Source organism: Microcoleus sp. PH2017_24_DOB_U_A (assembly GCF_020738205.1).
Taxonomy (GTDB): Bacteria; Cyanobacteriota; Cyanobacteriia; order Cyanobacteriales; family Microcoleaceae; genus Microcoleus.
This window is the reverse complement of record NZ_JAEQCT010000033.1, coordinates 13470-36049: the sequence shown is the minus strand read 5'-3', so window position 1 is coordinate 36049 and position 22580 is coordinate 13470. Positions and strand designations below refer to the sequence as shown.

Genomic DNA, 22580 nt, shown 5'->3' with positions numbered 1-22580 from the left:
ATCCACCTATTACGACTTCTCCAATATGAAATCTAACCAACTAAAATACTGTTTAATTATTGGCTTTTGTGTTTTGCTAAGTTTTATTTTAGGAAAATTTGTCAGCAATATTAATCACAATATCAGCACTCCGCTCAAGCCGACACCTGTAATTTTCAAAAATCAATTAGAAGAAATAGCCACAAAATCCACTGTTTTGATTGCAGTACCTGGCGGTGGTTATGGTTCAGGGGTAATCATTAGGAGTCAAGACAAATATTACGTACTAACAACTAAGCACGTTGTTGCAATTCCACCAGAACCTCAGAATCAGTACGAAATTAAAAGTTACGATGGAAACGTGTATCTAACAATTACTGATAAAAATTACGATCAATTAGTGGAGCAATTAGTTGCAGATACATTGGGAGACATTGATCTAGCACTCATCGAGTTGCCCACTCAATCGCAAAATTACACAGCAGCTAAATTATCGACAGGATTATCTGAATCTATATCTGTATTGGTATCAGGATGGCAACAATGTCAGCCTCAACCTCAATATGAATTAACTAAGGGAACAATATTAAAAAAAATATCATCGGAAAGTGAGATAAATCAATTATCCGAAAAGGATGATTCGTTGTACCTTCAGGATAAAGATAATAATTATAAGAATGGTTATAGAGTTAAATATACTAATTCAACTTTGAGCGGGATGAGTGGTGGGCCAGTATTTAATGAGAATGGTAGCATAGTCGCTATTCATGGGATGCCTGGGGCAGAGGGCAAGGAGAGAACTGACCGAAAGTGCCAGTCGATCAACAATCCAAATTTAGGTAATAACTGGGGGATTCCTATCAGTTTATTTTTAGAGTCTAACTTAGCTAAGGGTAAGAATTTTGACGAAGATAAAAAGCCAGTTAAATCAGCTAAGACTACACCAAAACCATCCCCAATAAACACAACATCTTCTTCAGATAACGGTGATATGTTAAAGTGTCCTGAAACGGGTAAGCAAGAAGGTTGGTGTAAGTGAATGGGAGACAGATCGCCTTTTTTGGTTTGTTGGGAAGTGCGATCGGGCTTTGTTTGGGAGTCAGTCATTATTTGGTTGTGCCTTTGTTGCGGTGGTTGGGTTGGAAGTAGGAATTAACTAATTAAATATTCAACATTTCACCTCAAATTCAGATCCCCCTAAATCCCCCTTAAAAAGGGAAACTTTGAGAAGGCTCTTGTCCCCCCGACCTAAGCGGGGTTAGGGGGTTTCTCCGGGTTTTAAAACTCTTGTGGGGTAGGCTTCTAGCCCGCCCCAAAATCTACAATTTAGCTAAACAGACGGGAATCCCCACACTATATCGCTTCGATTAGTGTGGGATGAGAGGCGCGTGAATCGAGGATTCCACATTTTCATGTCCTCGCCCGCTATGCTGGCGAGCAATGAAGGTGTGGATGACGAGATGAACAAATCTTTATTTGCAAGCATCGTTACTCGACATAACTTATTAAATCACTACTTGACTTTGTATAGTATTTCCTGGTATTTTTATTACAAGCAAATGCGTAAAGGTCGCAACGCAATGAAAGTAACATATCAGTATCAGTTCTATCCCGACACCAGTCAAAAGTCAACCCTCAATCATTGGTTGAGGATTTGTCGCTATTGGTACAATAGACAGCTAGGCGATCGATTTGATTGGTGGGAGATGAACCGCACTGCTATAAATGCTTGTCCGTTGATTGCTAGTATCTCTACGCCTCGCGAAAAGCCCAACTACTACACCCAAAAACAACAACTACCCATCCTTAAAAAAGACTTAATAAAAGTCTTTCATAGTGGTGAATTGCTGGACTTCAAGCAAGTAGATTCAACTATTCTTCAAGATGTCTCTAAGCGAGTGGACAAAGCTTTTGAACGGTTGATCGTAGGAGACAGTAAAGGTGGGCGATCGGGAAAACCCCGGTTTAAGACTGAAGCGGATTACCGGACGATGACTTTTTCTACGGCTAATAACGACTGGATTAAGTTGGTTCGCAAGAATTGGCTTTATATCCGATTGCCGAAGTTGGGTGTCATAAAAGTTCGGATGCACCGCCCAATCCCCGATGGATTCACTGTTAAGCAAATTAGTGTAACTAGAAAGACTGACGGTTGGTTTACCCAGATAATGCTTGAAGACACTTCAGTACCCCACTTTATTCCTGATAAAGTTACCCCAAACTGGGATAACTCAATTGGGTTGGATGCGGTGCTGCATGAAGATGTCTATTTAGCAACGTCGTCAGGCACAAAGTTACCTTCGTTGAAACCGCTTCGCAAAAACCAAGCTAAGTTATACCAGATCTCAAGGAAGCGGAACAAACGGAAGCGCGGTTCTAAAAGCCGACGCTTCTTAGCCAAAAAAGAAGCGAGACAGCACCAAAAAATAGCGCGTTCTCGCCAAGACTTTCACTACAAAACAGCTCACAGACTTGTGAAATCTGGAGCTAAATTCTTTTTTCATGAGGATTTGAATTTAAAAGGCTTAACAAAGCGGAATAAAGTTAAGCTTTCTGGATGAAGGTAATTACCTCCCGAACGGTCAATCAGCTAAATCAGGACTTAATAAGTCTTGGTTGGATGCTGCATTTGGTCAGTTTTTTAAGACGCTGGAATACATAGCCGAAAAAGCTGGGTCAGCCGTCGTTCCGCAAAAACCTGCTTATACGTCAATGGTTTTGTGCTATCGGAATGAAATTGTTTTCACCGATTGCGGTATGCGAAACTATTGGGATGAGCAACATTCTTTAATGGTCGATCGCGATGTTAACGCCGCGATTAATTTAAAGAAACTTGGGTTGGGCATTTTCCCAAGGATAAAACGCCGTAGCGGGAATCTTTCTGTAGTAGGAAATATAGATGATAGTACCGCGAAGGAAATTTTGTATACCCTTCATCGGGCTGCAAAGATGCCCACGTCATAGCACCACGAGGCTTGACGTGGAAGTATGTCACAGGCTAGACAGCTTATAATCTAATACCGTTTACTTAAGACCGCCCTGAGGGTAAAACCCTATGATAAATAGATACGGAGATTGCTTCGTTCCTCTCTTCGGACTATTCTAAGTAAACCGTATTGGTGTATAAGCAGCAACTGTCAAAATTATGCGGTCGCCTACATTCATAAAAAAGCAACAAAACTTGTTGTTTTATTTGATAGTTAATTGGGCTGATTTTATCCGATCGCCCATTTTACCCGTAATCGCAATCTTTCCGGGGCGCAGCGCCCGAAACGTGCCCGGTTGCGCGCCCATATGATGAAAGGTGCGATCGAGTAACGGCCGCGAATTCGGAGGCTTGGTTGGCGCACCAGGCCCCGGTTCCTGATAATCTGGAGTCCGCAGCCCGAAAGTTAATGGGGGTAGCAAATTGCCTTTTGAATCAGAGGCGATCATTTCAAAGGTAATGCGATCGCCCACGCGCACTGTCGCCACTTCTGGCTGAATCCGAACATCCCAATCTGGCGGATAAACAACACCCGACATCAAGAGTGTTTTTTGTCCTGTTTTTGCCAACACGGTAAACTTTCCCGGCGCAATTCCCGTCACAGTTCCATCTTGGGAAAGTTGGATAACTTTGGTATCTTGTGATGACCAAACTGCTGGTTTTACCAACAATGCGAACTCAGATACTCCGCAATCTGAACCGCTGCCTTCCCCGATTTTTAGTTTAACGTTTTTACCTGCAATTAAAGGGTTAACGTCTTCAAATTTGTAAGCCAGACAAGGAGTTGTTTTAAAGATACCGAGAGTGGTTTTAAAGATGCCTGCCGTCACCACGATCGCATCCCACGCGGTACAACCAATTGCTACCAGTACCAGCGCAACTGAGGTTCCGTAGCCGACGGTGATTATTTTTTGTTTTCGATCAAACTGATGCCAGTCTCTCATTGTTCTTTCGATCGCACTTTCCTCAAAAGTTACTTGCCTCTAAGGGCGATCGATCTATTTCTGTATGCCAAAAACAAAATTGGCATAGGGTTCGATAAAATATATTAAAATTTCGATATTGTCTAGTGCGAGCTTCTAGATCGCACTGTATGGTTAATCGATCGGATATAATATCATGGTAGACTAGATATTTGGTGAATCAGGTTTTATAAGTTTGCGAACTGTTGACAAATAGAAGTCCAATGATACTTGAAACTGATAGATTGATTTTGACACCGATTGTAGAGAACGATCTCAACAAGCTGCACGCAATTTTTACCGATTCCTATGTCAGGAGATATTTGTGCGACGGTCAAATTTGGTCGCTAGATCCAGTGGAAGAAATGATCGAACAGAACGAACAACTGTTTGGAGAAAAGAAATTCGGCTTGTGGTTTATCGAGAGAAAGAACGATCGCGAAGTTATTGGATTTGTGGGGTTGTGGTATTTTTTTGAGGAACCGCAGCCGCAGTTGGTTTATGCGCTGTTGCCGAAAGCTATTAAAAAAGGCTACGCTACTGAAGCATCCACGAAAATATTAGAGTATGGTTTTGATGGACTTGGATTAGATTATCTGGTTGCAAGTTGCGATCGCCCAAACATTGAATCATGCAAATTAGCAGCCAGACTCGGGATGAGACAAGTAGAAGAAAGGATTGTCAATGAAAATCCCATATTATTCTTTAGAATCGATAAGTAGTAATTAGCAGTCAGGGCGCAATGCACAAATGGCTTTCGGTGGTGGGAATTGGCGAAGACGGACTTTCGGGATTGAGTTCGATCGCCCTTTCGTTACTCGATCGATCTAAAATCGTTGTCGGTGGCGCGCGTCACCTCGCAATGCTACCCACCGACGACACCCGCGAAAAATTAGTTTGGGCTTCACCACTACAAACCACAGTTGACAGGATCATCAGCCGTCGCCCAGAGGCTGTTTGCGTGCTCGCAAGTGGCGATCCGATGTGTCACGGGATTGGTGTCACGCTGTCGCGCCGGATTCCGATCGCCGAAATGACTGTGATTCCCGCAGCATCGGCTTTTAGTCTGGCTTGCGCCCGTTTGGGTTGGCCTCTGGCGGATGTTGAGACTTTCAGCTTAACAAATCGCCCGATCGCCTCGATCGCCCTTAGTTTCTCTCCCGGTGCGCGGTTGCTAGTCTTGAGTGCCGATCGACACACGCCTGAAAAAGTTGCCCAATTGTTGACACAGCGGGGGTTTGGCAGCAGTTTGATGACCGTGTTCGAGCGGATGGGATCGCAGGCGGAACGGCGGATCGAGGGAGTTGCAGCAGCTTGGAATGCGACGGATTTAGCCGATTTGAATGCGATCGCCATTGCAGTTACAGCCGATCGCGAAACTCTGATTGTTTCCCGCACCTCCGGCTTACCGGATGCAGCCTATCGCCACGATGGACAGTTGACAAAACGGGAGGTTAGAGCCGTTACGCTGTCGGCGTTAGCGCCGATTCCGGGGGAGTTGCTGTGGGATGTGGGCGCGGGCTGCGGTTCGATCGCGATTGAGTGGATGCGGAGTCATCGGAGTTGTCGGGCGATCGCGATCGAGCGCCATCCAACTAGACTGGAATATATTGCTGAAAATGCCTCTAATTTGGGTGTTCCCGAGCTCAAAATCGTCACCGGATCAGCACCGGATGCTTTGGCAAATTTGCCGCAACCAAATGCTATTTTCATCGGTGGCGGTGTCACCGCAGAGGCTTTGCTAGAAACTTGTTGGAATGCTTTAGGTGAAGGTGGCCGATTAGTTGTGAATGCGGTGACGATTGAAAGCGAACTTAAGATTTTGCAATGGCATTCTTTGCATGGTGGGGAACTGATTAGAATTGGGATTCAGCGGGTTGGTGCGATCGGTTCTTTTCAGGGTTGGAAACCGCTTGCACCGGTGACTCAGTGGGCGGTTGTTAAGAGGTAATATCAATTCTGATTGGATCGGATTGATTTAACCACAGAGTACGCAGAGAACACAGAGGAAGAGATCAGAGAGATGAATCATTCCGATGAAGAGCGGATTTAATCTAAAAGGCGATCGATCTTATTCCCAAAAAGCTATAATCAGTAATATCCTCTGGAATGAAAGTGAAAATGCCAGACGAATCATCTGTAGATCCTTATCTAGATCAACTGTTTGAAGACTATTCCAACACTGAAGTTATTGAACTACAGCAATATCTGTCTGAATGGGATAGAGGAACTTATCGAACTGTGGCCCAAAGTGTGTTAGACCATTCACAAAGAAAAGGATTCGATCCACTCAAATATCTGCGTAAGGCACACAATTTCAACACTAGAGGTGCTGTAAGAGTTCCTCGCACGGGATATCGGCAGGATGGAGCCGCTGTTTACAGAAAGGGAAATGAGTTTTTAATTGTTCGATCCGATCGGTATGGTGTTGAAAAAATCGTGACTTATGGCATCAATGAGGAATAGAAATATGACACAAGTTCAAAACAAGTTAGTAATGCAACAGGATATGATTGTGCAACTTTTGGCACAGTTGACGGTTGACTATCAAAACACTAAATCAGAGCGTAAAGAGATAGCCCAGATATATCTTGGTTCCGAGGAAGAGTTTTCGTTTCTGGAAGAGCTTGAGTTAGTGACAGTCAGTATTCGTGGTTATGCTAGTCAGATTGAGACTAGCGCAGGGGTTGAAATTCGCGAGGAAGCGATCGCAGACTTACATCACCTTCGGGTGTTCGATCGTTTTGCGATCGCTCAGTTTTATGATGAGACGCGATCGGGCTATCTTCAAATGCGGTCTTATATCCGAATGCTAGACTATTTGCGACTGCTGGTGTTGGAGTATTTGCAAATGGAATAGAGAAGGAGTTTTGCAAAGAAGATGAACGATAAAGAAATAGCAACCGTATTTAAAATCCCCGCAAAAATGCCATTTCTTCAGGCTATATGCTGGCAAATTGCTAATGTCAAAAATCTGAGTGTCCCGGAAATGCTATGTCGCTACGAATCTGGCTGGCATTATTGGGGAGTTTTGGGAGAACCCAACTCTGAGGAAATAATTTTTATTCAACAAATTAGCCAACATTATCAATCTTGGCTGGTAGCGGAACTCTTAAGCATTGGCCAGCCCCAAGAAACAGAAAAACTGGTAAATTTTAAACCCATGTTTAAACGTGAAATTCATCAAAAGATATTAACTGTACTCAGCCACTTGAATGTCGAGTTTTTACAGGAATGTCGCGCTTATTTTGGTGGCGGCACCCTGGTAAGTATGGAACATGGAGAATATCGGTTAAGCCAAGATATTGACTTTATGTGTCCGATGGATGGTGGCTACAGTCTCCTGCGCCGAAAAGTGGCAGAAGCTGGCTATGATGCGATTTTTGCTAATCGCAATCGCATTTTTCTCCCCAACGATATTCAATCAAACCAATACGGCATCAGATTTCCAGTTATTGTGGATGATACTACAATTAAATTCGAGATGGTTTGTGAAGGGCGAATTCAGTTTGGCGAACCAAATTATCCTAATTGGTCGCCTGTTCCTTGCTTGAATCAAATCGATATTATAGCAGAAAAACTGTTAGCAAATGCAGACAGATGGCCGAGCGATCGGGTAAACTCTAGAGATTTAATTGACTTGGCAATTCAAAGGTTAGCGAGTCCGATTCCCCAAGAGGCGATCGACAAAGCTGAAGCAGCTTATCAAGTTATGAAACCGCTAAATCGAGCGATTCAGTATTTCCAAGAGCGTCCAGATTATAGGGAAAAATGCTACGATATTTTAAGTATTGCAGAACCAGATCGAGTTATTGACGGTATCGATTTATTAGCTCAGGATTTAGGTAGGAAAATCACAGTCAGGACATTTTGCGAGACTATTTCTCCGTTTCCTGGATCTTTGTCGTAATATCATGTCCGGTCGATTACATAATAAAAAAGGTTCGTAATGAATCAAACAATAATGAACGCGGGCATCTTCTGTCCACTACGCTAAGATGAAGGCAGATTTACATTGTCTTATGAGGTCGTTATGACCAGTTTGCTATCGTCTACAAGTATTTCTCGCTATGTCACCCGCAATCTTGAAGTTTTGCAGGGGGAACCGATTATTGCAGGTACTCAATTGACTGTACGGGATATTGTGGTGTTTTGGAAATCAGGAATAAAGCCTGAAGAAATCCCACAGAAGTTACTGCAACTCGTGACGGGTGCTCAAGTTTTTGATGCGATTAGCTTTTATCTGGATAATCAGCCAGAAATAGACGATCGGATTGCTTGGTACGAGGCGCGTCCGATGTTGAATGTTTCGCCTCTTTTGAGATGCAATCCGTTGTTGAATGAAGTCACGGAATATGTTGCAGCCTATCGGCACGATCGAAATACCGATATCGATTTTCCTGAGTCTGAAACTCTATGACTCAATATATTCTCGATACCGACCATATCACACTGCTGCAACACTTTCCTATGCAACTCCAAACCCTGTATACTGTCGCGCATACGGAGGCTGAACTCCTAACACGATCTCTTCTTTGGCAATCCCCATTTCTACTAATTCATCAGCAAAACTTCGATCGGTTTGATTGCGCTGAATCCAAATTTTTCCATCTTTGATATCTAAGTGAATGAAGCAGTTATAAATACGGTCATGTTCATTCCATCCTAAATCGATAACCAAATAGCGATCGCGTTCTTTGTCAAAAACGAATTCTACTTCTATCTGACCATTAATCGGCGGGTCTTCACCCGATTCGAGCAGTAACTTTTCGATGCACTGGCGATAAAAATCTAGTTTATGTCCATAGTCTTTGAACAGCATAAGCATCAAACATTTCATCACGGCTGACTAAAACTAAAGAATGATTAATGGATTGGGCAATTAAAATGCGATCGAATGGATCGCGATGATGAAATGGTAGGTTGCGAACCCGTACAGTATCCGCAAATGAAATTGGCAGTAACAAGATGCCAGCAGCAGGTAACTGAGCTTCGCTGCATAGTCTGATTGCAGCGTCAGTTTACCAATGCTGATTTTGATGGCAATTTCCCAAAGACTGGCAATACTCAAATAGACTCTATCGGCGGATTCAATCTGCTCTTTCAATGCAACTGATAGGTTAGGAGCATTTTCTGAAAACCAAATAAAAGTGTGAGTATCGAGGAGCAATGTACTCATTACATATACTCCTGGAAATCCTCTAATGGTGCATCAAAATCATCAGAAAGCGGTAAGATAAATGTGCCTTTCATCATCCCGGCTTGACGTTTCTTTTGAGGAGGATTTACGGCCACCTCATTATTTGCATATTTTGCAGCTAAGAATTCTACATAGTGCAGCACTTCCTGTTTCAGGGAATCTGGCAATTTGACTAAGGTTTCTAGGATGGTGGTTTCTAGCATTAGATCGCCTCTTGCTGGATAAAATTATGATAACAATTGCCAAGCAAAACTTACCGATCGCTTCCAACTTCTGCGAGATGCCAGAATATCATCCCATTTTCCGCATGACTGAGCAAAATCCCCAAATCTTCGAGGCTTTCTAGACAGTCGAGAATCACTTTTTGTTTGCGATTTGCGCCTTTGAAATGGGCGGTGACTTGGGCGGCTGTCCATTCGCCGCTTTGAGTGCGGAACAAGTCGCGGATGGCCCAAAGTTGCTCTTTCAGGGTTTTGGGGAAAGGTTGTTGTTCCGTAGGGGCGATCGCGATTTCTGTTTCGGTTATGATACCTGCAAGGGATGGTTGGACGTAGGTTTCGCCTGGGGCTTGGTAGTCGGGACGCAGCCAGCGAATTAGTCCGTTGCGTTCTTCTTCGGCGCGTTGGGCGTTGAGGGTGACGAGGTTTTCGAGGATTTGGTCGTCGGTGAGGGTTGCTTCCCAATCATAGGCGGCAAAGACGGCGCGATCGAGTTCGTCGTGGATTTGTTTGAGGGTGGAGACTAGGGCTTTTTGATAGCGCTTCGCTTAACGGGTGGGGAATTGCCACTCTTTAAGTAAACGCGCAGCACAATTTAATTTGGTACTGATTGTTGTTCAACGTATTTTTTAGCTGTTCAATCGTAACGCCACCACAACTAGCTACAAAATACGAGCCAGTCCAGAACACAGGCTTATAGTAGAAATTGCTGAGATATTCCGAAAATTCTTTGCGGATTAACCGAAAACGATTTAGGATAATGACATGATGATAACGTACCAGTACCGAATTAAGCCTAACTCCGAACAAATTGCCATCATGGACAATTGGTTGGAGTTGTTGCGTCGGCACTGGAATTATGCTTTAGGACAAAGGTTGGACTGGCTACATCGTACTCGTTGCCGGATTGACCGATGCTCAATTATCTCAGAGCCCATTGGCAAAATACCTGAAACCGCCAATTATTACACTCAGCAATCAGCACTCAAGGAAACCAAAAAAATATTTCCTGAGTACAAAGATATTTATTCTGAAGTTCAGCAAATCAATATTCAAAGATTAGAAAAAGCTTGGTGGCGTTGGTTAACACCGGATAAAACCCTTAAACGTGCTGGTAGACCACGCTTTAAAAAGAAAGGTGAATTACGTTCGTTTTGTTTTTCTAGAGTCAATCACCCAAAAGCAGCTTGTTTTTTAACAGGAACTACATTACGAATTCCCAGAATTGGAGAAATACCAGTAATTGTACATCGTCCTATTCTTAACGGATTTACACTCAAAACGGCAACCATTGTTAAAAAAGCCGATGGTTGGTATGTTTGCTTAAGCATAGAAGATGGCAGTGTACCGACACTAATGCCAATAGATACCATAAAAACAGCAGTTGGCATTGATGTCGGTTTAGAAAAATTTTTAGCGACATCAGACGGTAAAATTGTCCGGATTCAACAAACAAGAAGAAAAGCTCAAAATCATTTAGGTAGACAACAAAGGAAGTTAGCAAATCAACAAAAAGGCTCCGCCAACTATCAAAAGCAAGCTAATAAGGTCGCCAAAATTCATCAACGAATTCAGAGACAGCGAAAAGATTTTCATTATAAAACAGCACACTTCCTGGTAAGACAATATGACTTAATTGCAGTTGAAGACCTGAATATAAAAGGACTTGCTCGTACTCACTGGGGGAAATCAATTTTAGATGCAGCTTGGGGAAGTTTCATGACGATACTGGAAGCAGTGGCGGTAATACGCGGCGTTCGTGTTGTTAAAGTTAACCCGAATAATACATCTCAAGATTGCTCAGGGTGTGGAGTTAAAGTTAAAAAAGATTTATCAATTAGGTGGCATTCTTGCCCTCATTGCCATACTGAATTAGACCGTGATATTAATGCGGCAATAAATATTTTGCATAGAGCAATTGAGGATTTTAAAGCGGTGGGACTCATCGTTTCTGCTTGTGGAGGCTTAGAGATTACTCAGCCATTGAAACAAGAAGCAAAGGAAATGTTAGCTGGGTTTCAGTTAGAATAATTCTTTTGAAGCCCCCGTTAACCGAAGCGGTATAACGGGGGAGAACGTCACCAAAGTCCCAAAAATCGCAGGTTCCACATTACACCAATCCCGCTTCGCCGCCTGTAACAACACTTCCAACTGCGTCTTTGTCAGCGCAAACGCCTGGGATTCCGCAAACAATCCGCCATTAAACCGCAACAGTTGGCCATGAAAGCCAAAACTCGTCCCCTGATTCATCGCCTCCCACAGCGCCTCTACCTCCGGCTTAAACGTCTTCGGATTGAGAATCCATCGCGTTTCCAGCGCCTGGGTAAACAGATGTTCCTTCAGCAAACCCACATCCTCAGCAAACATGGTGAAAATACAGCGCATCAAAAACTGGGGGACTTGCTGCGGATCGACATTTGCCTCCATCCGCTTCGCCAACTCTGCCAAATCCGCCGCCACTTCCCGCGTTACCCGCGCCGCAATCTTCTCTGGGTTGCGCTGCTGCGGATTGCTAAATATATCGACAAACAGATCGAAAACATCCGGCTTTCGCAACTCTGTCAGCGCAATTTCTCGCCGCGCCCCGTAGCCGCCGTAATCGCCGCTAAACCCCATCCACAATTCAAAATGATCGCCAATATCACAAGTTAACAAAAACGGCGGTTTGCTGGTGAAAGTTCGAGTATAAGCAACTGCTTGCACAAACGCTTTTTCCATCTCTCGCAAATAGGTATTCGTTCCCCGTTTTGCCGTTCCTTTTTTACCAGTCGTGCCGCCCTGTTTTGCCTCGATTAAAAAGTGTTCGGCTTTGTAAAAATCCACAAACCCCGAAGTTACTTTGCCACTGGGATGAAAGATTTTGAGATCTTTATCAAAGCAGTAAGGATCGTTGGGAATTCTGCCTTTATCGATCGGGCGATCGACTCCCAGCGCATCGCACATTTCCGCAAAAAACAACTGGTAGTTGGCGCGTTCATTGCCGCTAGAACCTGCCCACCGATTGATGAATGTTTCGACTCTGGTGCGATCGACCTCATTCATGCTTCAATCCTGCTGCTTGCTTTTTCCTTATTTTATAATTAGATCGGTTCGGATTGGCGATTTATCTGGCGATTTTGCTTTATAGCAACCGCCTTGGCGGTTAGGACGCTTTACTATTGATATTTGCTATAATATGTTTGACGATATTCCTAGATACAGGCGGACTCAAAAACCCGGCTTCTGCCTTAAAGTCGATCGTTCACAACGAAGATTTTGCCTAGGAACCGGGTTTTTATGGCTTTAGTGCGTGAAAAATACCTCAATAAATCTATGAAAATTAGAGCGATCGTACATCCCGCAGAAGAAGGTGGCTATTGGGCAGAAGTTCCAGCGCTTCCCGGCTGCATTACTGAAGGAGACACGATAGAAGAAGTAATAATTAATTTAAAAGATGCGATCGAAGGTTGGCTGGAAGTTGCTAATAGTCGTGAAGCAATTGCCTCCACAGATCGAGTTGTGGAAATTGCTGTATGAAATCTATTTCGGGCAAGCGACTTTGCAAAATAGTAGAGCAGAAAGGTTGGGTTCTGAAAAGAGTTACTGGCAGTCATCATATCTATGAAAACCCGGAACTAGAACAAATTTTGTCAATTCCTGTTCACCGAAATCAAGATTTGAAACTTGGAACCTTGAGAGCTTTAATGAAAATAGCTCAGCTATCTGAGGAAGATTTACAAAGTTTTTCTTAAGTATAGCAGGTTTCATAAAAATCAGGAATTACGTAATTTCTAAAGCAAAAAGGTTGGGTTTCCTTTCGTTAACCCAACCTATTAATTAAATGAGACTTAAGACTTTAGCCTTGATTTACACCGAAGTTTTCAAACTGTCGCGCGACTCGGAAACCCGATCGACAATAGCAGCATTTACCGCAGATTCCTTAATCGGTTTCCGGGCTTCAATCAAAGCCAGAGCTTTCGTGACGCCTTCGGGTAAAATCACCACCAAACTGCCTGCTGGTGCTCGATCTAAAGCCTTGTTAACAGCAATTGTCTCGTCGAGAATCAACTCGTATTCAACTTTAGACTTGTCTGGGGTGCGTGCGGCGATCGCCTCTGCAATCCCTTGGCAAATTAACTTGGCCACCACACCGGGTTCTCGCCCGCGCCTGTCAACATCTTCTTTGACAATAATCCGATCGAACATATCGGCAGAAAGTTTGCCCAAAGTGACAAAATCTTCATCTCGTCTATCCCCCGGCGCACCAACTACCCCGATCCGCATTCCTTCCCAATTCTGCACAAAACTACCCAAAGCTTTGTAGCTGTGCGGGTTGTGGGCGTAGTCGAGCAAGGCGTGATAGCTGCCCAAATTAAACAGGTTCATCCGTCCCGGAGTTTGACCGACGGAGGCCTGAAAGCTGGACAAAGCCGATCGAATATCCTCTATTTTCACTCCCTGAGCAAAAGCCGCCAAACAAGCCGCTAAAGCATTCGCAATCATAAACGGCGCCCGCCCGCCCATCGTCAGCGGCACATTCACAGCCTGCTCAATTCTCAGCGTCCAATCGCCTTTGAGGATGGACAAGTAGCCGTTTTCGTAAATTGCTGCCAGCCCGCCCGCAGCGGTGTGTTTGGCAACCAATTCGTTGTCCGGGTTCATTGAAAAATATGCAATTTGAGCCTTGACACGCTGCGCCATTTGTGATACAAGCGGGTCGTCTGCATTCAAAACTGCATAGCCTTTGGGCATTACTGACTCGACGAGGACGCTCTTGAGTTTGGCTAGTTGTTCCACGGTGTCGATGTCGCCGATTCCCAAGTGATCCGCCGCGACGTTCAAGACGACGCCGACATCGCACTGATCGAAGCCCAAGCCCGATCGCAAAATTCCGCCTCTAGCCGTTTCCAGCACCGCCACTTCCACGGTGGGATCGGACAAAATCAAATGAGCGCTCTGCGGCCCAGTATTATCTCCGCTTTCGACTAAATAATCGCCGATGTAAGTCCCGTCGGTAGTCGTGTAGCCAGTAATTTGACCCGTTTGCTTGACAATGTGGGCCAGCAGGCGAGTGGTTGTAGTTTTACCGTTGGTTCCCGTCACCGCTAAAATCGGCACTCGGGTGGGTTGAGGCGAGGGGAACAGCATATCGAATACTGCGCCGGCGACGTTGCGGGGCAAACCCTGGCTCGGGGCGACGTGCATTCTGAAACCCGGTGCTGCGTTGACTTCGACGATGACTCCGTTCGTATCGCGCAGCGGTACGGAAATATCGTCTGTTACCACGTCAATGCCGGCAATGTCCAAACCGATGATTTTGGCGACTCGGGAAAATAGCCAGACGTTTTCTGGGTGGATTTCGTCGGTGCGATCGACTGCAATGCCACCGGTACTGAGGTTTGCTGTCGCGCGCAAGAATACTCTTTCGCCGGCCGGCAATACCGAGTCCATCGCGTAGCCTTGTTTTTGCAGCAAATCGAGGGTCAATTTGTCGATCGTAATTCGGGTGAGCACGTTGTCGTGTCCGTCTCCCCGCTGCGGATCGCGGTTTACTTCTTCAACGAGCTGTTCTACTGTAGACTTGCCATCTCCCACAACGTTAGCGGGGACTCGTTCGGCGACTGCTACGACTTGTCCGTTGACTACTAATACTCTGTGGTCGCGGCCGGTGTAGTAGCGCTCGACAATCACACTCTTGGTTTTTGATGCGTTGCTGGCTAAATCGTAGGCTTCTTCTGCTACTTCCCAGGAGTTGATGTCGATCGTAATTCCGCGGCCGTGGTTGCCGTCTAGCGGTTTGAGGACGATCGGATAACCGCCCACATCTTCGATCGCTCCTTCCAGTTCGTCCAAATAATTAATCACCGTCCCTCTTGGAACCGGTACGCCAGCAGCCCCGAGGATATTTTTGGTACCTTCCTTATCACAGGCTAGTTCTACCCCCAAAACTCCCGTGCGGTTGCTGAGAGTTGCCTGAATCCGCTTTTGGTGCACCCCGTAACCGAGCTGAATCATAAACCGGGCGCTCAAAGGTATCCAGGGAATGCCCCGCGCTTCTGCTTCCTTGATCAGTGTTTCGGTACTCGGGCCCAGGGCCGCCGACAAAGCAAACTCTCTGAGATCTCTCAAATCTTGGGCTAATTCCGCTGCTGGATAGCTTCCAGTATCGGCAATGCTCTGGCACATCCGCACGCCCGCCCGGGTGGCATAGCGACCTGCTTGTTCGTTTTGATACTCGATTACTACCTGGTAAATGCCTGGTGTGGCAGTTTCGCGGGTGCGACCGAACCCGACCGGCATTCCTGCCATTTCCTGAAGTTCTAGGGCTACGTGTTCGATGACGTGTCCCATCATTGTGCCTTCTCTGACCCGTTGCAGGAAGCCTCCCTGATGGCCGGGGGAACAGTGATGGTCGTCCAAACTCGGGAGTGTGGCGGTCAACCCTTCGTAGAAGCCAGGAATTTCAGATGTGGTTTTATCTGCCAACTCCTCTAAATCCAGACGCATGAGGACGAGTTTGTGGCGTCTGATGCTCCAGTAGTTGGGGCCGCGTAACGTCTGGATTTTAAGTATTTTCATGACTGTCAGAGGGGTATGGGTCGCTAAATCTTATAGGTAATTGCAGCATTTATTCAATTTGGAGCTAGATTGCTCGATCGACTGTTCGCTGTGAACAGTTTTGCATTGAATTTCCAGTTATAGGCCGCCAGCGAAAGAAAATTAATGCCCCAGCGATCGGCTAGAAACAAGTGCAGGTAAAGGGCAGGAACCAACTAGAAGCCAGAAGGTAGAATAAGAGTGTGATTCTACCTTCTGGTGTCAGCGCGTGGCTGCTTTGGAATACATCCTTCTGTTGTATCTTTGATTGGGCCCAAATGCCGCATACTTTCTGCCCGATCGATGACTCTGATATCCTGCGTTAGTTTGCTGTGCGGCATTCCAAAGGCCAGCCAGACTCGGAACAGGCTGCCGATGGCATTGGTTTGCCTAGGGGCATATTGTAGCAATCTCCGTGACACAAGACGTGCAAGCGCATATTGAACAGACTTAAGGGTTCTGTCGCTGCTACCATTGCCTCGTTGGTATAAAAACTTTCCCTAGAATCAACAATAGTCACCGTGCCTTTACCTAGAACCTTCATAGTATCGTCTCCCTCAAACAAAGCGCAGGTATCTTCGTCAATACCAATAGCGAGGCGATCGGGATGACAAGCCACAGCCGACAACAAGCGAGCCATGCGGTTACGATTGTGAAAATGCTGGTCTACGATGATATTGGGAATAATGTTAAGTCCGTTTGCCATGTCTACCAAAGAGCGGTTGGGTGACGCGCCGCTTCCGCCACCTGCAATCATGTGATATCCCATTACCGCAGCACCCGCACTGGTGCCGGCGAGGGTAATCTTACCCGAGAGAGTATATTCACGAATTTTTTCCATCAGCGGAGTGTCGGCCAGCAGCCCGCAGAGCCGCAGTTGGTCGCCACCTGTGATGAATACGCCCGTACAGTCTTCCAAGTAATCTTTCCAGACGGGGTTTTCGCCTTGTTCGCGTTCGCGGATGTCAATGACTTTGACGGCACTCACGCCCATTTCGTCAAATATGGTGCGATAGCGGTTGCTAATTCCTTCGGGATCTCGGGAAGCGCAGGGAACGATCGCCAGCCGAGCGTTTGTACCCCCAGCACGGCAAAAAAAGGTATTCAGAATCTCTCGCCCGTGAACCTTGTCTTCGGCTCCTCCGATGACCATAATCGAGGTTTTCGTGCGCTGGGAAAGATTGTGTTCTAGGGCTTGAGATGTCAACTGCTGCATGGTGTGTCTTCCTCTGTGAGATGTGAAATTAAATTTTGCCGTGCCTGTGAGTACAATGGGGCTTTTTAAGAGTAAATATTTTTTGGTGCGAGTAAGGTGCGATCGCGCGATCGCGCAGTTGTTTAAGGGCGATTTTACACAAGTCACCGTCCTGAGAACAGATGATTGTTGTACAAAATCGGCTCGCGGACAAAGGAAGAGAATTTAAGTGGCAAAAATTCTCAGAAATTATAAGAAATTATAAAGAATAAAGCAATTACTGAAAACCGATCGGCCTCTCCGGGTCAAACTAGAGGTGATGTATCAATAAATTCCAATAATTGTGCGATTTGACGTAGTTACCCTGTTTCCAGAATTTTTCCTGGCTCCCCTAGCATCGGGACTCATGGGCAAAGCCTTAGCTAAAAATATTGCTGAGGTAAATTTTGTCAATCCCCGCCATTTTACCACAGACAAGCACCAGCGAGTCGATGACGAACCTTACGGGGGCGGAGTGGGGATGCTGATGAAGCCGGAACCAATTTTTGCTGCGGTGGAATCGCTACCGGTTTTGCCGAGACGGGAGGTGATTTTGCTGACTCCCCAGGGCGAACCGATGCAGCAGCCGATGTTTCGGGAGTTCGCCACCGGGTGCGATCAGTTGGTGTTGATTTGCGGCCATTATGAGGGTGTGGACGATCGAGTGCTGCACTTGGTAACTCGCGAGGTGTCTCTAGGCGATTTTGTGCTCACAGGCGGGGAAATTCCAGCTTTGGCTTTGATTAATGGGGTTTTGCGATTGTTGCGCGGAACTGTGGCCAAGGAAGATTCGCTGAAATTTGAGAGTTTTGAAGACGGACTTTTGGACTATCCGCAGTACACTCGACCGGCCGATTTTCGGGGATTGAAGGTACCCGACGTGTTGCTGTCTGGTAATCACGCAGAAATTGCTCGCTGGCGCAAGGAACAGCAAATTGAAAGAACTCGATCGCGCCGCCCGGATTTGCTAGCGGATTAATTAACTGTAGGCTGTGGGCTGTGGGCTGTTGACGTTCTTGATTTAACACTGGATTTTTTCCCAGAGAATTTATGCTAAAAAATCAACTTTTGTGCTGTTGGGCGATCGGCTTTTTGCTCGCGGGTGAAGTTACTGTAAATTTAACTCCCAGCAGCGGTGGCAAATGGTTAAATATTAACCAGGAAGCTTTGGCAAGAAGCAGCGGCGGCAGCAGTGGAGGAAGTAGTGGCGGGCGATCGAGTTCTTCTAGTTCTTCTTCTAGTTCTTCTTCCAGTTCCAGCCGTTCTAGCAATACCTCACCTAATTCTTCTAGTTCTTCTAGTTCCAGTAACAGCAGATCGAATAGTGCTGCTAGTTCCAATCCCAGCCGCCCCAGCAACAGCAGCAACACTGGCGGAAGAGTTCGCAGCGGCTCTTTTGACAAGCCCGCCGCACCTGCACCTGTCGCCGCACCTAACCCTCCGATTCCGCCACAATCTAGCAATAACAGAACTGTAATTATCCAGCAGCGCACCTATAATTCAGGGCCGAGTTATGTAGTTCCTTATAATTCCGGTAACAGTCAGCAAAACACAGGTTCAAATCAACAACCAGCCGTCAATCCAGCACCAGTTACCACTAATAATAATTCGGGCGACAGCGATCCCAATTCGCCAACTTCAGACAATCCAGATAACAGTCAGCCAAATATAGGTTCAGAGCAACAACCAGCAGTCAATGCACCAGCACCAATTACCACTGACAATAACTCGAATAACCCTCCGAGTTCGGAATCTGATGATGATTGGAAAATTGTAGTGTTTTGGCTGTTTGTTGCTGGAGGTTGCGTTGCGTTAATTGCTTACTGTATTTACTATTATCGACAACACCCTGCCAAAGAATCTAAAAAACAAATTTTTGCGGTCACTAAGTTGCAAATTGCCATGTTGGCAGAAGCTCGCGAAGTTCCCAGTCAGCTAACTGAACTAACGTTAAGTTCTGACATAAAAAATGCTAATCAACGTGCGGAATTTTTGCAAGAAGCTGTTTTGATTGTTTTGCGAAATCGAGAAAAGTGGACTCACGTTTGTGCGAATTCCCAGATAGTCGAAAGTCGAGAACAAGCAACGCAAATATTCAATCAAATTTCGATGCAAGAACGCAGCAAATTAAGTGTGGAAACTTTGAGTATGGTGAATGGCGATATCCGTCGCAGACAGTCTGTTAGTGCTGGCGATGAAGAGCCTGGAGAGTATATTACAGTCACGTTTTTGATAGGGACAGAGAATAGCAGACCGCTGTTTGGAGACATTCGCGATGTTGCGAAGTTGAAAGCAGTGTTAGAAAAATCGGCGGCGACTCCTGCTGAGAATCTGCTGGTTTTAGAGGTGATTTGGAGTCCGCAGCAGGAAACGGATAGTTTGACAGGCGATGATTTGTTGGGTGCTTATCCAGATTTGATTCGGGTTGCTTAGACTAGCATTGCATCAATCTTTGATTGATAGATATACCGCAGCTTAAAGTGGTCGTAGGGTGTGTCGCCACGAACAATTCCTAGTTACATATCGACAATTTAAGAGCGACGCACCTGACCACAATAGTTTGACAAACAAACACAACTTTATTTATTGTATAGCAATCTTTTGTCAAAATGATATAAGGTGCAAGCTACGCACCATACAAAACCTAAGTCCTGCCTGATTAATTTATGCTAAACTTATGCCGAATCTTTACATAATTGGTGGCGCTAACGGTTCCGGCAAAACCACTGCATCAATGAGTTTATTGCCCAATTTTCTCGACTGTTTTGAATATGTCAATGCAGACGCGATTGCGGCTGCACTTTCGCCATTCAATCCCGAGTCGGTAGCGATTACCGCCGGACGAATCATGCTAGAAAGACTGCAAACACTATCTAATTCTGGAACTGATTTTGCTTTTGAGACTACTCTAGCAGCCCGTAGCTTTGCAACTTTTCTCAGAAGTTGTAAAACAAAAGATTATACAATTAACCTAATTTACTTTTGGCTGCGATCGCCCGAACTGGCCGTAGCAAGAGTAGCCCGACGGGTAGCTAGCGGCGGTCATTCTATCCCAGAAGATGTTATCCGCCGCCGCTATGACAGAGGACTGCGAAATTTGATAGCTCTGTATTTGCCACTGTGCGACAATTGGATTATCTATGACAACTCTCACGAAACGGCTCAGTTAGTAGCAGAAGGGAGTATCGAGGAAGAACAGATAATCTATAATATTGAAAGCTGGAATCAAATAACTCAAAAATAAAATGAAACAATCAAAACCAAGACAACTTTTATCTACAAAGATTAATGTTGGAGTGAAAGCGGCAGTTGCAGCAGCTATTGAAAGACACCGCAAATTAGGTGAATCTATTGCTGTGTGGGAAGATGGGAAAGTAGTAATTTTAACAGCCGATCGCATTCCTCCAATATCGCCCGAAACATAAAACAAGTCAGTCGCCCAAAAAACCTACTCATATCCACACAGACTATGACATAATACTCTACTGTCTGCTTTTTAGCCACCTAAAATTCACCAAAAAGAATTGGTTTAAAGCCCAAACCCCGATCTGGAAAAATTAAAATCAGATTATTCATTACTCCAATCCTCGGACTTCTAGGTAAAGGTGGCCCCTCCGAAGTCAACTGTCAACTGTCAACTGTCAACTGTCAACTGAATGACATGAACATCCGCATCGGTAACGGCTACGACATTCATTGCTTAGTTCCAGAACGCCCCTTGATCCTCGGTGGCGTCCACATTGCCCACGAATTAGGCTTATTAGGACACAGCGACGCAGACGTACTCACCCACGCTATCATGGACGCGATGCTGGGAGCTCTCAGTTTGGGAGATATCGGCCTGTATTTCCCGCCAACTGACCCAAAATGGAAAGGTGCAGACAGTCTCGTGTTGCTGGCACAAGTCAATCAGTTAATATTAGATAAAGGCTGGGAAATTGGCAATATTGACTCGGTGGTTGTCGCCGAACGTCCGAAGCTGAAACCGCATATTAAGCAAATGTGCGATCGCCTTTCTGCTGTCCTACAATTAAAACCAGACCAAGTTGCCATCAAAGCTACTACCAACGAAAAGTTAGGGCCCGTGGGGAGAGAGGAAGGAATTGCAGCCTATGCTGTAGTTTTGCTGGGCAAAAAATAGAACTCTACAATCTAAAATTGATCGTGGAGTCAATTCTTTAATCCAAAATCGCTAGGAAGCCTGAAATCATGGACACTGACACCTGGGAATTACAATTTCCTGTAGACGCGGATGTCATCGCGTTGGATAAGGACGATCGCATAGTCGTGCTGATCGAGGTTGAAATTATTCAAGCTCAAGAAGCAGACGCAAAACAGAAAATTGTCAATCGCGCGATCGATTGGCTGAAAGCTGTGTTAGCTAAGCTGTCTGAAAGAAACGCGATTGTTCCCTATGCTATGTTTGTTGACGCGGAACAAATTCTGATTTTTAAATGGGATGGTGTGAATTTATCGGAGCCTGTTTGCACTCTCAATACTGGTGAAATATGTCGCTATTATATGCCGAGTTTTGGCAGTAAATGGATCTTTGAACGTACCATTGAGGGGCTGATTGAATCGTGGCTGCATGACTTAGATTATAACTGGAAATCAGAAAGTCCGCCAGCATCAGAACAAATAGCAGCCATCGGTTTGCTGCCATTACTCGCAGGTGGAACAACAAAATCAGGAGTGGAATTAGGTGGCAATTATATATATCGAGACCAACTTTCTGATGAGTATTGCTACAGGACGTGAGGCTGAAGCAATTATGTTGCTCAGAGATTTGTCCTCATCAGTTCAGTTAGTCATACCCACCGTTTGTTATATGGAGGCGTGGTCAGCTTTCGAGGACGAGCTGAAGCGACAAAACTCTTTTAAGGAACAGCTAAGCCGTCAAATTAGCGAAACAAAGCGAGATGTGACATCTGAACACGCCACATCTCTATCTTTTTACCTAGAAGAGTCATTAGTTTACTATCTCGAACGAATAGATGAAATTGAATTGCGGTTGCGAGAAGCAATTTCTCTGATGTCAGAAAATGCCGAAATGATTGTATTAAATTCAGAGATTATTCAAGCAAGTTTAAACAGACCTATTATCAAAAAAGACCCAACAGACAATTTGATTTTACACTGTATTCTCAGTCATGCGCGATCGCATTCCACAGAAACCAAAGTATTTCTCAGCGGTAACGTCAAAGAATTTGGTCTGTCGAAAGTTCAAGATGTTTTGCGAGAGGCGGGGATTACAAAGTATTTCTCTGTCACTAAAAACTTTCTAGGTTGGCTACAATCTCAATCATAATTGCACGCAGGTGATACAGTTGACAGTTGACAGTTGACAGTTGACAGGGCTGTTTATATGAGGGATTTGGGCGCTGTCGCTATAAGCCCGGATGCGAAACCATATTTTTTGGTAAAT

Annotated in this window: 26 protein-coding genes and 2 pseudogenes; 19 read left to right on the top strand and 9 right to left on the bottom strand. The window is 45.2% G+C overall.

The features are described from left to right. Positions 1–25: 25 nt before the first annotated feature. From JGK07_RS09395 to JGK07_RS09385, 3 genes are all read left to right on the top strand, one after another. The gene (locus tag JGK07_RS09395) at positions 26–1018 is read left to right on the top strand and encodes a serine protease (RefSeq protein ID WP_293196814.1); all 993 of its coding nucleotides are present in this window, start codon (positions 26–28) and stop codon (positions 1016–1018) included. A gap of 373 nt (positions 1019–1391) precedes the next feature. Next, positions 1392–2540, top strand: coding sequence for a transposase (locus JGK07_RS09390; protein WP_293241734.1), 1149 nt, complete (start codon positions 1392–1394; stop codon positions 2538–2540). A 55-nt stretch (positions 2541–2595) separates the two neighbouring features. Then, entirely contained in the window at positions 2596–2943 is a 348-nt protein-coding gene (locus tag JGK07_RS09385) for a zinc ribbon domain-containing protein (protein WP_293241737.1), read from the top strand. 225 nt (positions 2944–3168) lie between these two features. Here JGK07_RS09385 and JGK07_RS09380 read toward each other — a convergent pair whose 3' ends face one another. Beyond that, entirely contained in the window at positions 3169–3909 is a 741-nt protein-coding gene (locus JGK07_RS09380; protein WP_293206465.1) for a hypothetical protein, read from the bottom strand. A gap of 242 nt (positions 3910–4151) precedes the next feature. Between JGK07_RS09380 and JGK07_RS09375 the strand changes: the two genes are divergently transcribed. The 6 genes from JGK07_RS09375 to JGK07_RS09350 all read left to right on the top strand — a co-directional run bounded on the left by JGK07_RS09375 (position 4152) and on the right by JGK07_RS09350 (position 8347). After that, complete coding sequence (locus JGK07_RS09375; protein WP_293180899.1) at positions 4152–4649, top strand: GNAT family N-acetyltransferase; 498 nt, start codon at positions 4152–4154, stop codon at positions 4647–4649. 20 nt (positions 4650–4669) lie between these two features. Beyond that, a complete protein-coding gene (cbiE, locus tag JGK07_RS09370; protein ID WP_293206467.1) occupies positions 4670–5878 on the top strand; it encodes a precorrin-6y C5,15-methyltransferase (decarboxylating) subunit CbiE in 1209 nt (402 codons plus the stop codon). A 170-nt stretch (positions 5879–6048) separates the two neighbouring features. After that, entirely contained in the window at positions 6049–6393 is a 345-nt protein-coding gene (locus JGK07_RS09365) for a hypothetical protein (protein WP_293180893.1), read from the top strand. A 4-nt stretch (positions 6394–6397) separates the two neighbouring features. Then, the gene (locus JGK07_RS09360; RefSeq protein WP_293191098.1) at positions 6398–6787 is read left to right on the top strand and encodes a hypothetical protein; all 390 of its coding nucleotides are present in this window, start codon (positions 6398–6400) and stop codon (positions 6785–6787) included. Between the two features lie 21 nt (positions 6788–6808). Beyond that, the gene (locus tag JGK07_RS09355) at positions 6809–7837 is read left to right on the top strand and encodes a nucleotidyl transferase AbiEii/AbiGii toxin family protein (protein WP_293191100.1); all 1029 of its coding nucleotides are present in this window, start codon (positions 6809–6811) and stop codon (positions 7835–7837) included. 123 nt (positions 7838–7960) lie between these two features. Continuing rightward, positions 7961–8347 (top strand): DUF433 domain-containing protein, encoded by a 387-nt coding sequence (locus tag JGK07_RS09350; RefSeq protein WP_293191103.1) that lies wholly within the window; start codon positions 7961–7963, stop codon positions 8345–8347. 48 nt (positions 8348–8395) lie between these two features. Here JGK07_RS09350 and JGK07_RS09345 read toward each other — a convergent pair whose 3' ends face one another. From JGK07_RS09345 to JGK07_RS09325, 5 genes and pseudogenes are all read right to left on the bottom strand, one after another. Further along, positions 8396–8749 carry a XisI protein gene (locus JGK07_RS09345; protein WP_293180884.1) on the bottom strand — a complete coding sequence of 118 codons (354 nt, stop codon included), beginning with the start codon at positions 8747–8749 and terminating at the stop codon, positions 8396–8398. Next, a pseudogene (locus JGK07_RS09340) lies at positions 8724–9106 on the bottom strand (type II toxin-antitoxin system VapC family toxin). The gene JGK07_RS09345 and the pseudogene JGK07_RS09340 overlap by 26 nt, the downstream one beginning before the upstream one ends. After that, complete coding sequence (locus JGK07_RS09335; protein ID WP_293180881.1) at positions 9106–9330, bottom strand: DUF2281 domain-containing protein; 225 nt, start codon at positions 9328–9330, stop codon at positions 9106–9108. Before JGK07_RS09335 ends, JGK07_RS09340 begins: the two are co-directional and overlap by 1 nt. Before the next feature lie 50 nt (positions 9331–9380). Beyond that, positions 9381–9566, bottom strand: coding sequence for a hypothetical protein (locus JGK07_RS09330; protein WP_293191105.1), 186 nt, complete (start codon positions 9564–9566; stop codon positions 9381–9383). Between the two features lie 374 nt (positions 9567–9940). Beyond that, positions 9941–10089, bottom strand: a pseudogene (locus JGK07_RS09325) (transposase); the annotation flags it as partial. A gap of 21 nt (positions 10090–10110) precedes the next feature. Between JGK07_RS09325 and JGK07_RS09320 the strand changes: the two are divergent. Then, positions 10111–11376, top strand: coding sequence for a transposase (locus tag JGK07_RS09320; RefSeq protein ID WP_293191107.1), 1266 nt, complete (start codon positions 10111–10113; stop codon positions 11374–11376). Here JGK07_RS09320 and JGK07_RS09315 read toward each other — a convergent pair. Next, positions 11368–12387 carry a type IIL restriction-modification enzyme MmeI gene (locus tag JGK07_RS09315; protein ID WP_293191109.1) on the bottom strand — a complete coding sequence of 340 codons (1020 nt, stop codon included), beginning with the start codon at positions 12385–12387 and terminating at the stop codon, positions 11368–11370. The genes JGK07_RS09320 and JGK07_RS09315 overlap by 9 nt on opposite strands. A 270-nt stretch (positions 12388–12657) precedes the next feature. On the opposite strand from JGK07_RS09315, the gene JGK07_RS09310 reads away from it, so the two are divergent. Next, on the top strand, positions 12658–12861 hold the full coding sequence (locus JGK07_RS09310) for a type II toxin-antitoxin system HicB family antitoxin (protein WP_293181169.1): 204 nt from the start codon (positions 12658–12660) through the stop codon (positions 12859–12861). After that, the gene (locus tag JGK07_RS09305) at positions 12858–13076 is read left to right on the top strand and encodes a type II toxin-antitoxin system HicA family toxin (protein ID WP_293180869.1); all 219 of its coding nucleotides are present in this window, start codon (positions 12858–12860) and stop codon (positions 13074–13076) included. The genes JGK07_RS09310 and JGK07_RS09305 overlap by 4 nt, the downstream gene beginning before the upstream one ends. A gap of 115 nt (positions 13077–13191) precedes the next feature. Here JGK07_RS09305 and cphA read toward each other — a convergent pair whose 3' ends face one another. Both cphA and JGK07_RS09295 read right to left on the bottom strand, forming a co-directional pair. Next, positions 13192–15903, bottom strand: coding sequence for a cyanophycin synthetase (cphA, locus tag JGK07_RS09300; RefSeq protein WP_293206473.1), 2712 nt, complete (start codon positions 15901–15903; stop codon positions 13192–13194). A 340-nt stretch (positions 15904–16243) separates the two neighbouring features. Continuing rightward, positions 16244–17137, bottom strand: a complete 894-nt coding sequence (locus JGK07_RS09295; protein ID WP_293181166.1) for a cyanophycinase — start codon at positions 17135–17137, stop codon at positions 16244–16246. A 322-nt stretch (positions 17138–17459) separates the two neighbouring features. Here JGK07_RS09295 and trmD point away from each other — a divergent pair, with 322 nt between their 5' ends. The 7 genes from trmD (at position 17460) to JGK07_RS09260 (ending at position 22463) form a co-directional block, all read left to right on the top strand. Continuing rightward, positions 17460–18134 carry a tRNA (guanosine(37)-N1)-methyltransferase TrmD gene (gene trmD / locus JGK07_RS09290; protein ID WP_293180863.1) on the top strand — a complete coding sequence of 225 codons (675 nt, stop codon included), beginning with the start codon at positions 17460–17462 and terminating at the stop codon, positions 18132–18134. Positions 18135–18205: 71 nt separating this feature from the next. Further along, entirely contained in the window at positions 18206–19588 is a 1383-nt protein-coding gene (locus JGK07_RS09285; RefSeq protein WP_293180860.1) for a DUF1517 domain-containing protein, read from the top strand. A 244-nt stretch (positions 19589–19832) separates the two neighbouring features. Continuing rightward, positions 19833–20399, top strand: coding sequence for a zeta toxin family protein (locus JGK07_RS09280; protein ID WP_293180857.1), 567 nt, complete (start codon positions 19833–19835; stop codon positions 20397–20399). A 1-nt stretch (position 20400) separates the two neighbouring features. Then, positions 20401–20580, top strand: a complete 180-nt coding sequence (locus JGK07_RS09275) for a hypothetical protein (RefSeq protein WP_293180854.1) — start codon at positions 20401–20403, stop codon at positions 20578–20580. Positions 20581–20816: 236 nt separating this feature from the next. Then, positions 20817–21296 (top strand): 2-C-methyl-D-erythritol 2,4-cyclodiphosphate synthase, encoded by a 480-nt coding sequence (gene ispF, locus JGK07_RS09270; protein WP_293224703.1) that lies wholly within the window; start codon positions 20817–20819, stop codon positions 21294–21296. Between the two features lie 68 nt (positions 21297–21364). Continuing rightward, a complete protein-coding gene (locus JGK07_RS09265) occupies positions 21365–21913 on the top strand; it encodes a hypothetical protein (RefSeq protein WP_293241741.1) in 549 nt (182 codons plus the stop codon). Further along, positions 21891–22463, top strand: a complete 573-nt coding sequence (locus JGK07_RS09260) for a PIN domain-containing protein (protein ID WP_293274530.1) — start codon at positions 21891–21893, stop codon at positions 22461–22463. Before JGK07_RS09265 ends, JGK07_RS09260 begins: the two co-directional genes overlap by 23 nt. The last annotated feature ends 117 nt before the right edge of the window (positions 22464–22580 follow it).

What these genes read in the sequence shown, in the direction of transcription:
- JGK07_RS09395 (WP_293196814.1), top strand. Translation starts at nt 26, where the DNA reads ATGAAATCTAACCAACTAAAATACTGTTTAATTATTGGCTTTTGTGTT.
- JGK07_RS09390 (WP_293241734.1), top strand. Translation starts at nt 1,392, where the DNA reads ATGTCCTCGCCCGCTATGCTGGCGAGCAATGAAGGTGTGGATGACGAG.
- JGK07_RS09380 (WP_293206465.1), bottom strand. Translation starts at nt 3,909, where the DNA reads ATGAGAGACTGGCATCAGTTTGATCGAAAACAAAAAATAATCACCGTC.
- JGK07_RS09375 (WP_293180899.1), top strand. Translation starts at nt 4,152, where the DNA reads ATGATACTTGAAACTGATAGATTGATTTTGACACCGATTGTAGAGAAC.
- cbiE (WP_293206467.1), top strand. Translation starts at nt 4,670, where the DNA reads ATGCACAAATGGCTTTCGGTGGTGGGAATTGGCGAAGACGGACTTTCG.
- JGK07_RS09365 (WP_293180893.1), top strand. Translation starts at nt 6,049, where the DNA reads ATGCCAGACGAATCATCTGTAGATCCTTATCTAGATCAACTGTTTGAA.
- JGK07_RS09360 (WP_293191098.1), top strand. Translation starts at nt 6,398, where the DNA reads ATGACACAAGTTCAAAACAAGTTAGTAATGCAACAGGATATGATTGTG.
- JGK07_RS09355 (WP_293191100.1), top strand. Translation starts at nt 6,809, where the DNA reads ATGAACGATAAAGAAATAGCAACCGTATTTAAAATCCCCGCAAAAATG.
- JGK07_RS09350 (WP_293191103.1), top strand. Translation starts at nt 7,961, where the DNA reads ATGACCAGTTTGCTATCGTCTACAAGTATTTCTCGCTATGTCACCCGC.
- JGK07_RS09345 (WP_293180884.1), bottom strand. Translation starts at nt 8,749, where the DNA reads ATGCTGTTCAAAGACTATGGACATAAACTAGATTTTTATCGCCAGTGC.
- JGK07_RS09335 (WP_293180881.1), bottom strand. Translation starts at nt 9,330, where the DNA reads ATGCTAGAAACCACCATCCTAGAAACCTTAGTCAAATTGCCAGATTCC.
- JGK07_RS09320 (WP_293191107.1), top strand. Translation starts at nt 10,111, where the DNA reads ATGATGATAACGTACCAGTACCGAATTAAGCCTAACTCCGAACAAATT.
- JGK07_RS09315 (WP_293191109.1), bottom strand. Translation starts at nt 12,387, where the DNA reads ATGAATGAGGTCGATCGCACCAGAGTCGAAACATTCATCAATCGGTGG.
- JGK07_RS09310 (WP_293181169.1), top strand. Translation starts at nt 12,658, where the DNA reads ATGAAAATTAGAGCGATCGTACATCCCGCAGAAGAAGGTGGCTATTGG.
- JGK07_RS09305 (WP_293180869.1), top strand. Translation starts at nt 12,858, where the DNA reads ATGAAATCTATTTCGGGCAAGCGACTTTGCAAAATAGTAGAGCAGAAA.
- cphA (WP_293206473.1), bottom strand. Translation starts at nt 15,903, where the DNA reads ATGAAAATACTTAAAATCCAGACGTTACGCGGCCCCAACTACTGGAGC.
- JGK07_RS09295 (WP_293181166.1), bottom strand. Translation starts at nt 17,137, where the DNA reads ATGCAGCAGTTGACATCTCAAGCCCTAGAACACAATCTTTCCCAGCGC.
- JGK07_RS09285 (WP_293180860.1), top strand. Translation starts at nt 18,206, where the DNA reads ATGCTAAAAAATCAACTTTTGTGCTGTTGGGCGATCGGCTTTTTGCTC.
- JGK07_RS09280 (WP_293180857.1), top strand. Translation starts at nt 19,833, where the DNA reads ATGCCGAATCTTTACATAATTGGTGGCGCTAACGGTTCCGGCAAAACC.
- JGK07_RS09275 (WP_293180854.1), top strand. Translation starts at nt 20,401, where the DNA reads ATGAAACAATCAAAACCAAGACAACTTTTATCTACAAAGATTAATGTT.
- ispF (WP_293224703.1), top strand. Translation starts at nt 20,817, where the DNA reads ATGAACATCCGCATCGGTAACGGCTACGACATTCATTGCTTAGTTCCA.
- JGK07_RS09265 (WP_293241741.1), top strand. Translation starts at nt 21,365, where the DNA reads ATGGACACTGACACCTGGGAATTACAATTTCCTGTAGACGCGGATGTC.
- JGK07_RS09260 (WP_293274530.1), top strand. Translation starts at nt 21,891, where the DNA reads ATGAGTATTGCTACAGGACGTGAGGCTGAAGCAATTATGTTGCTCAGA.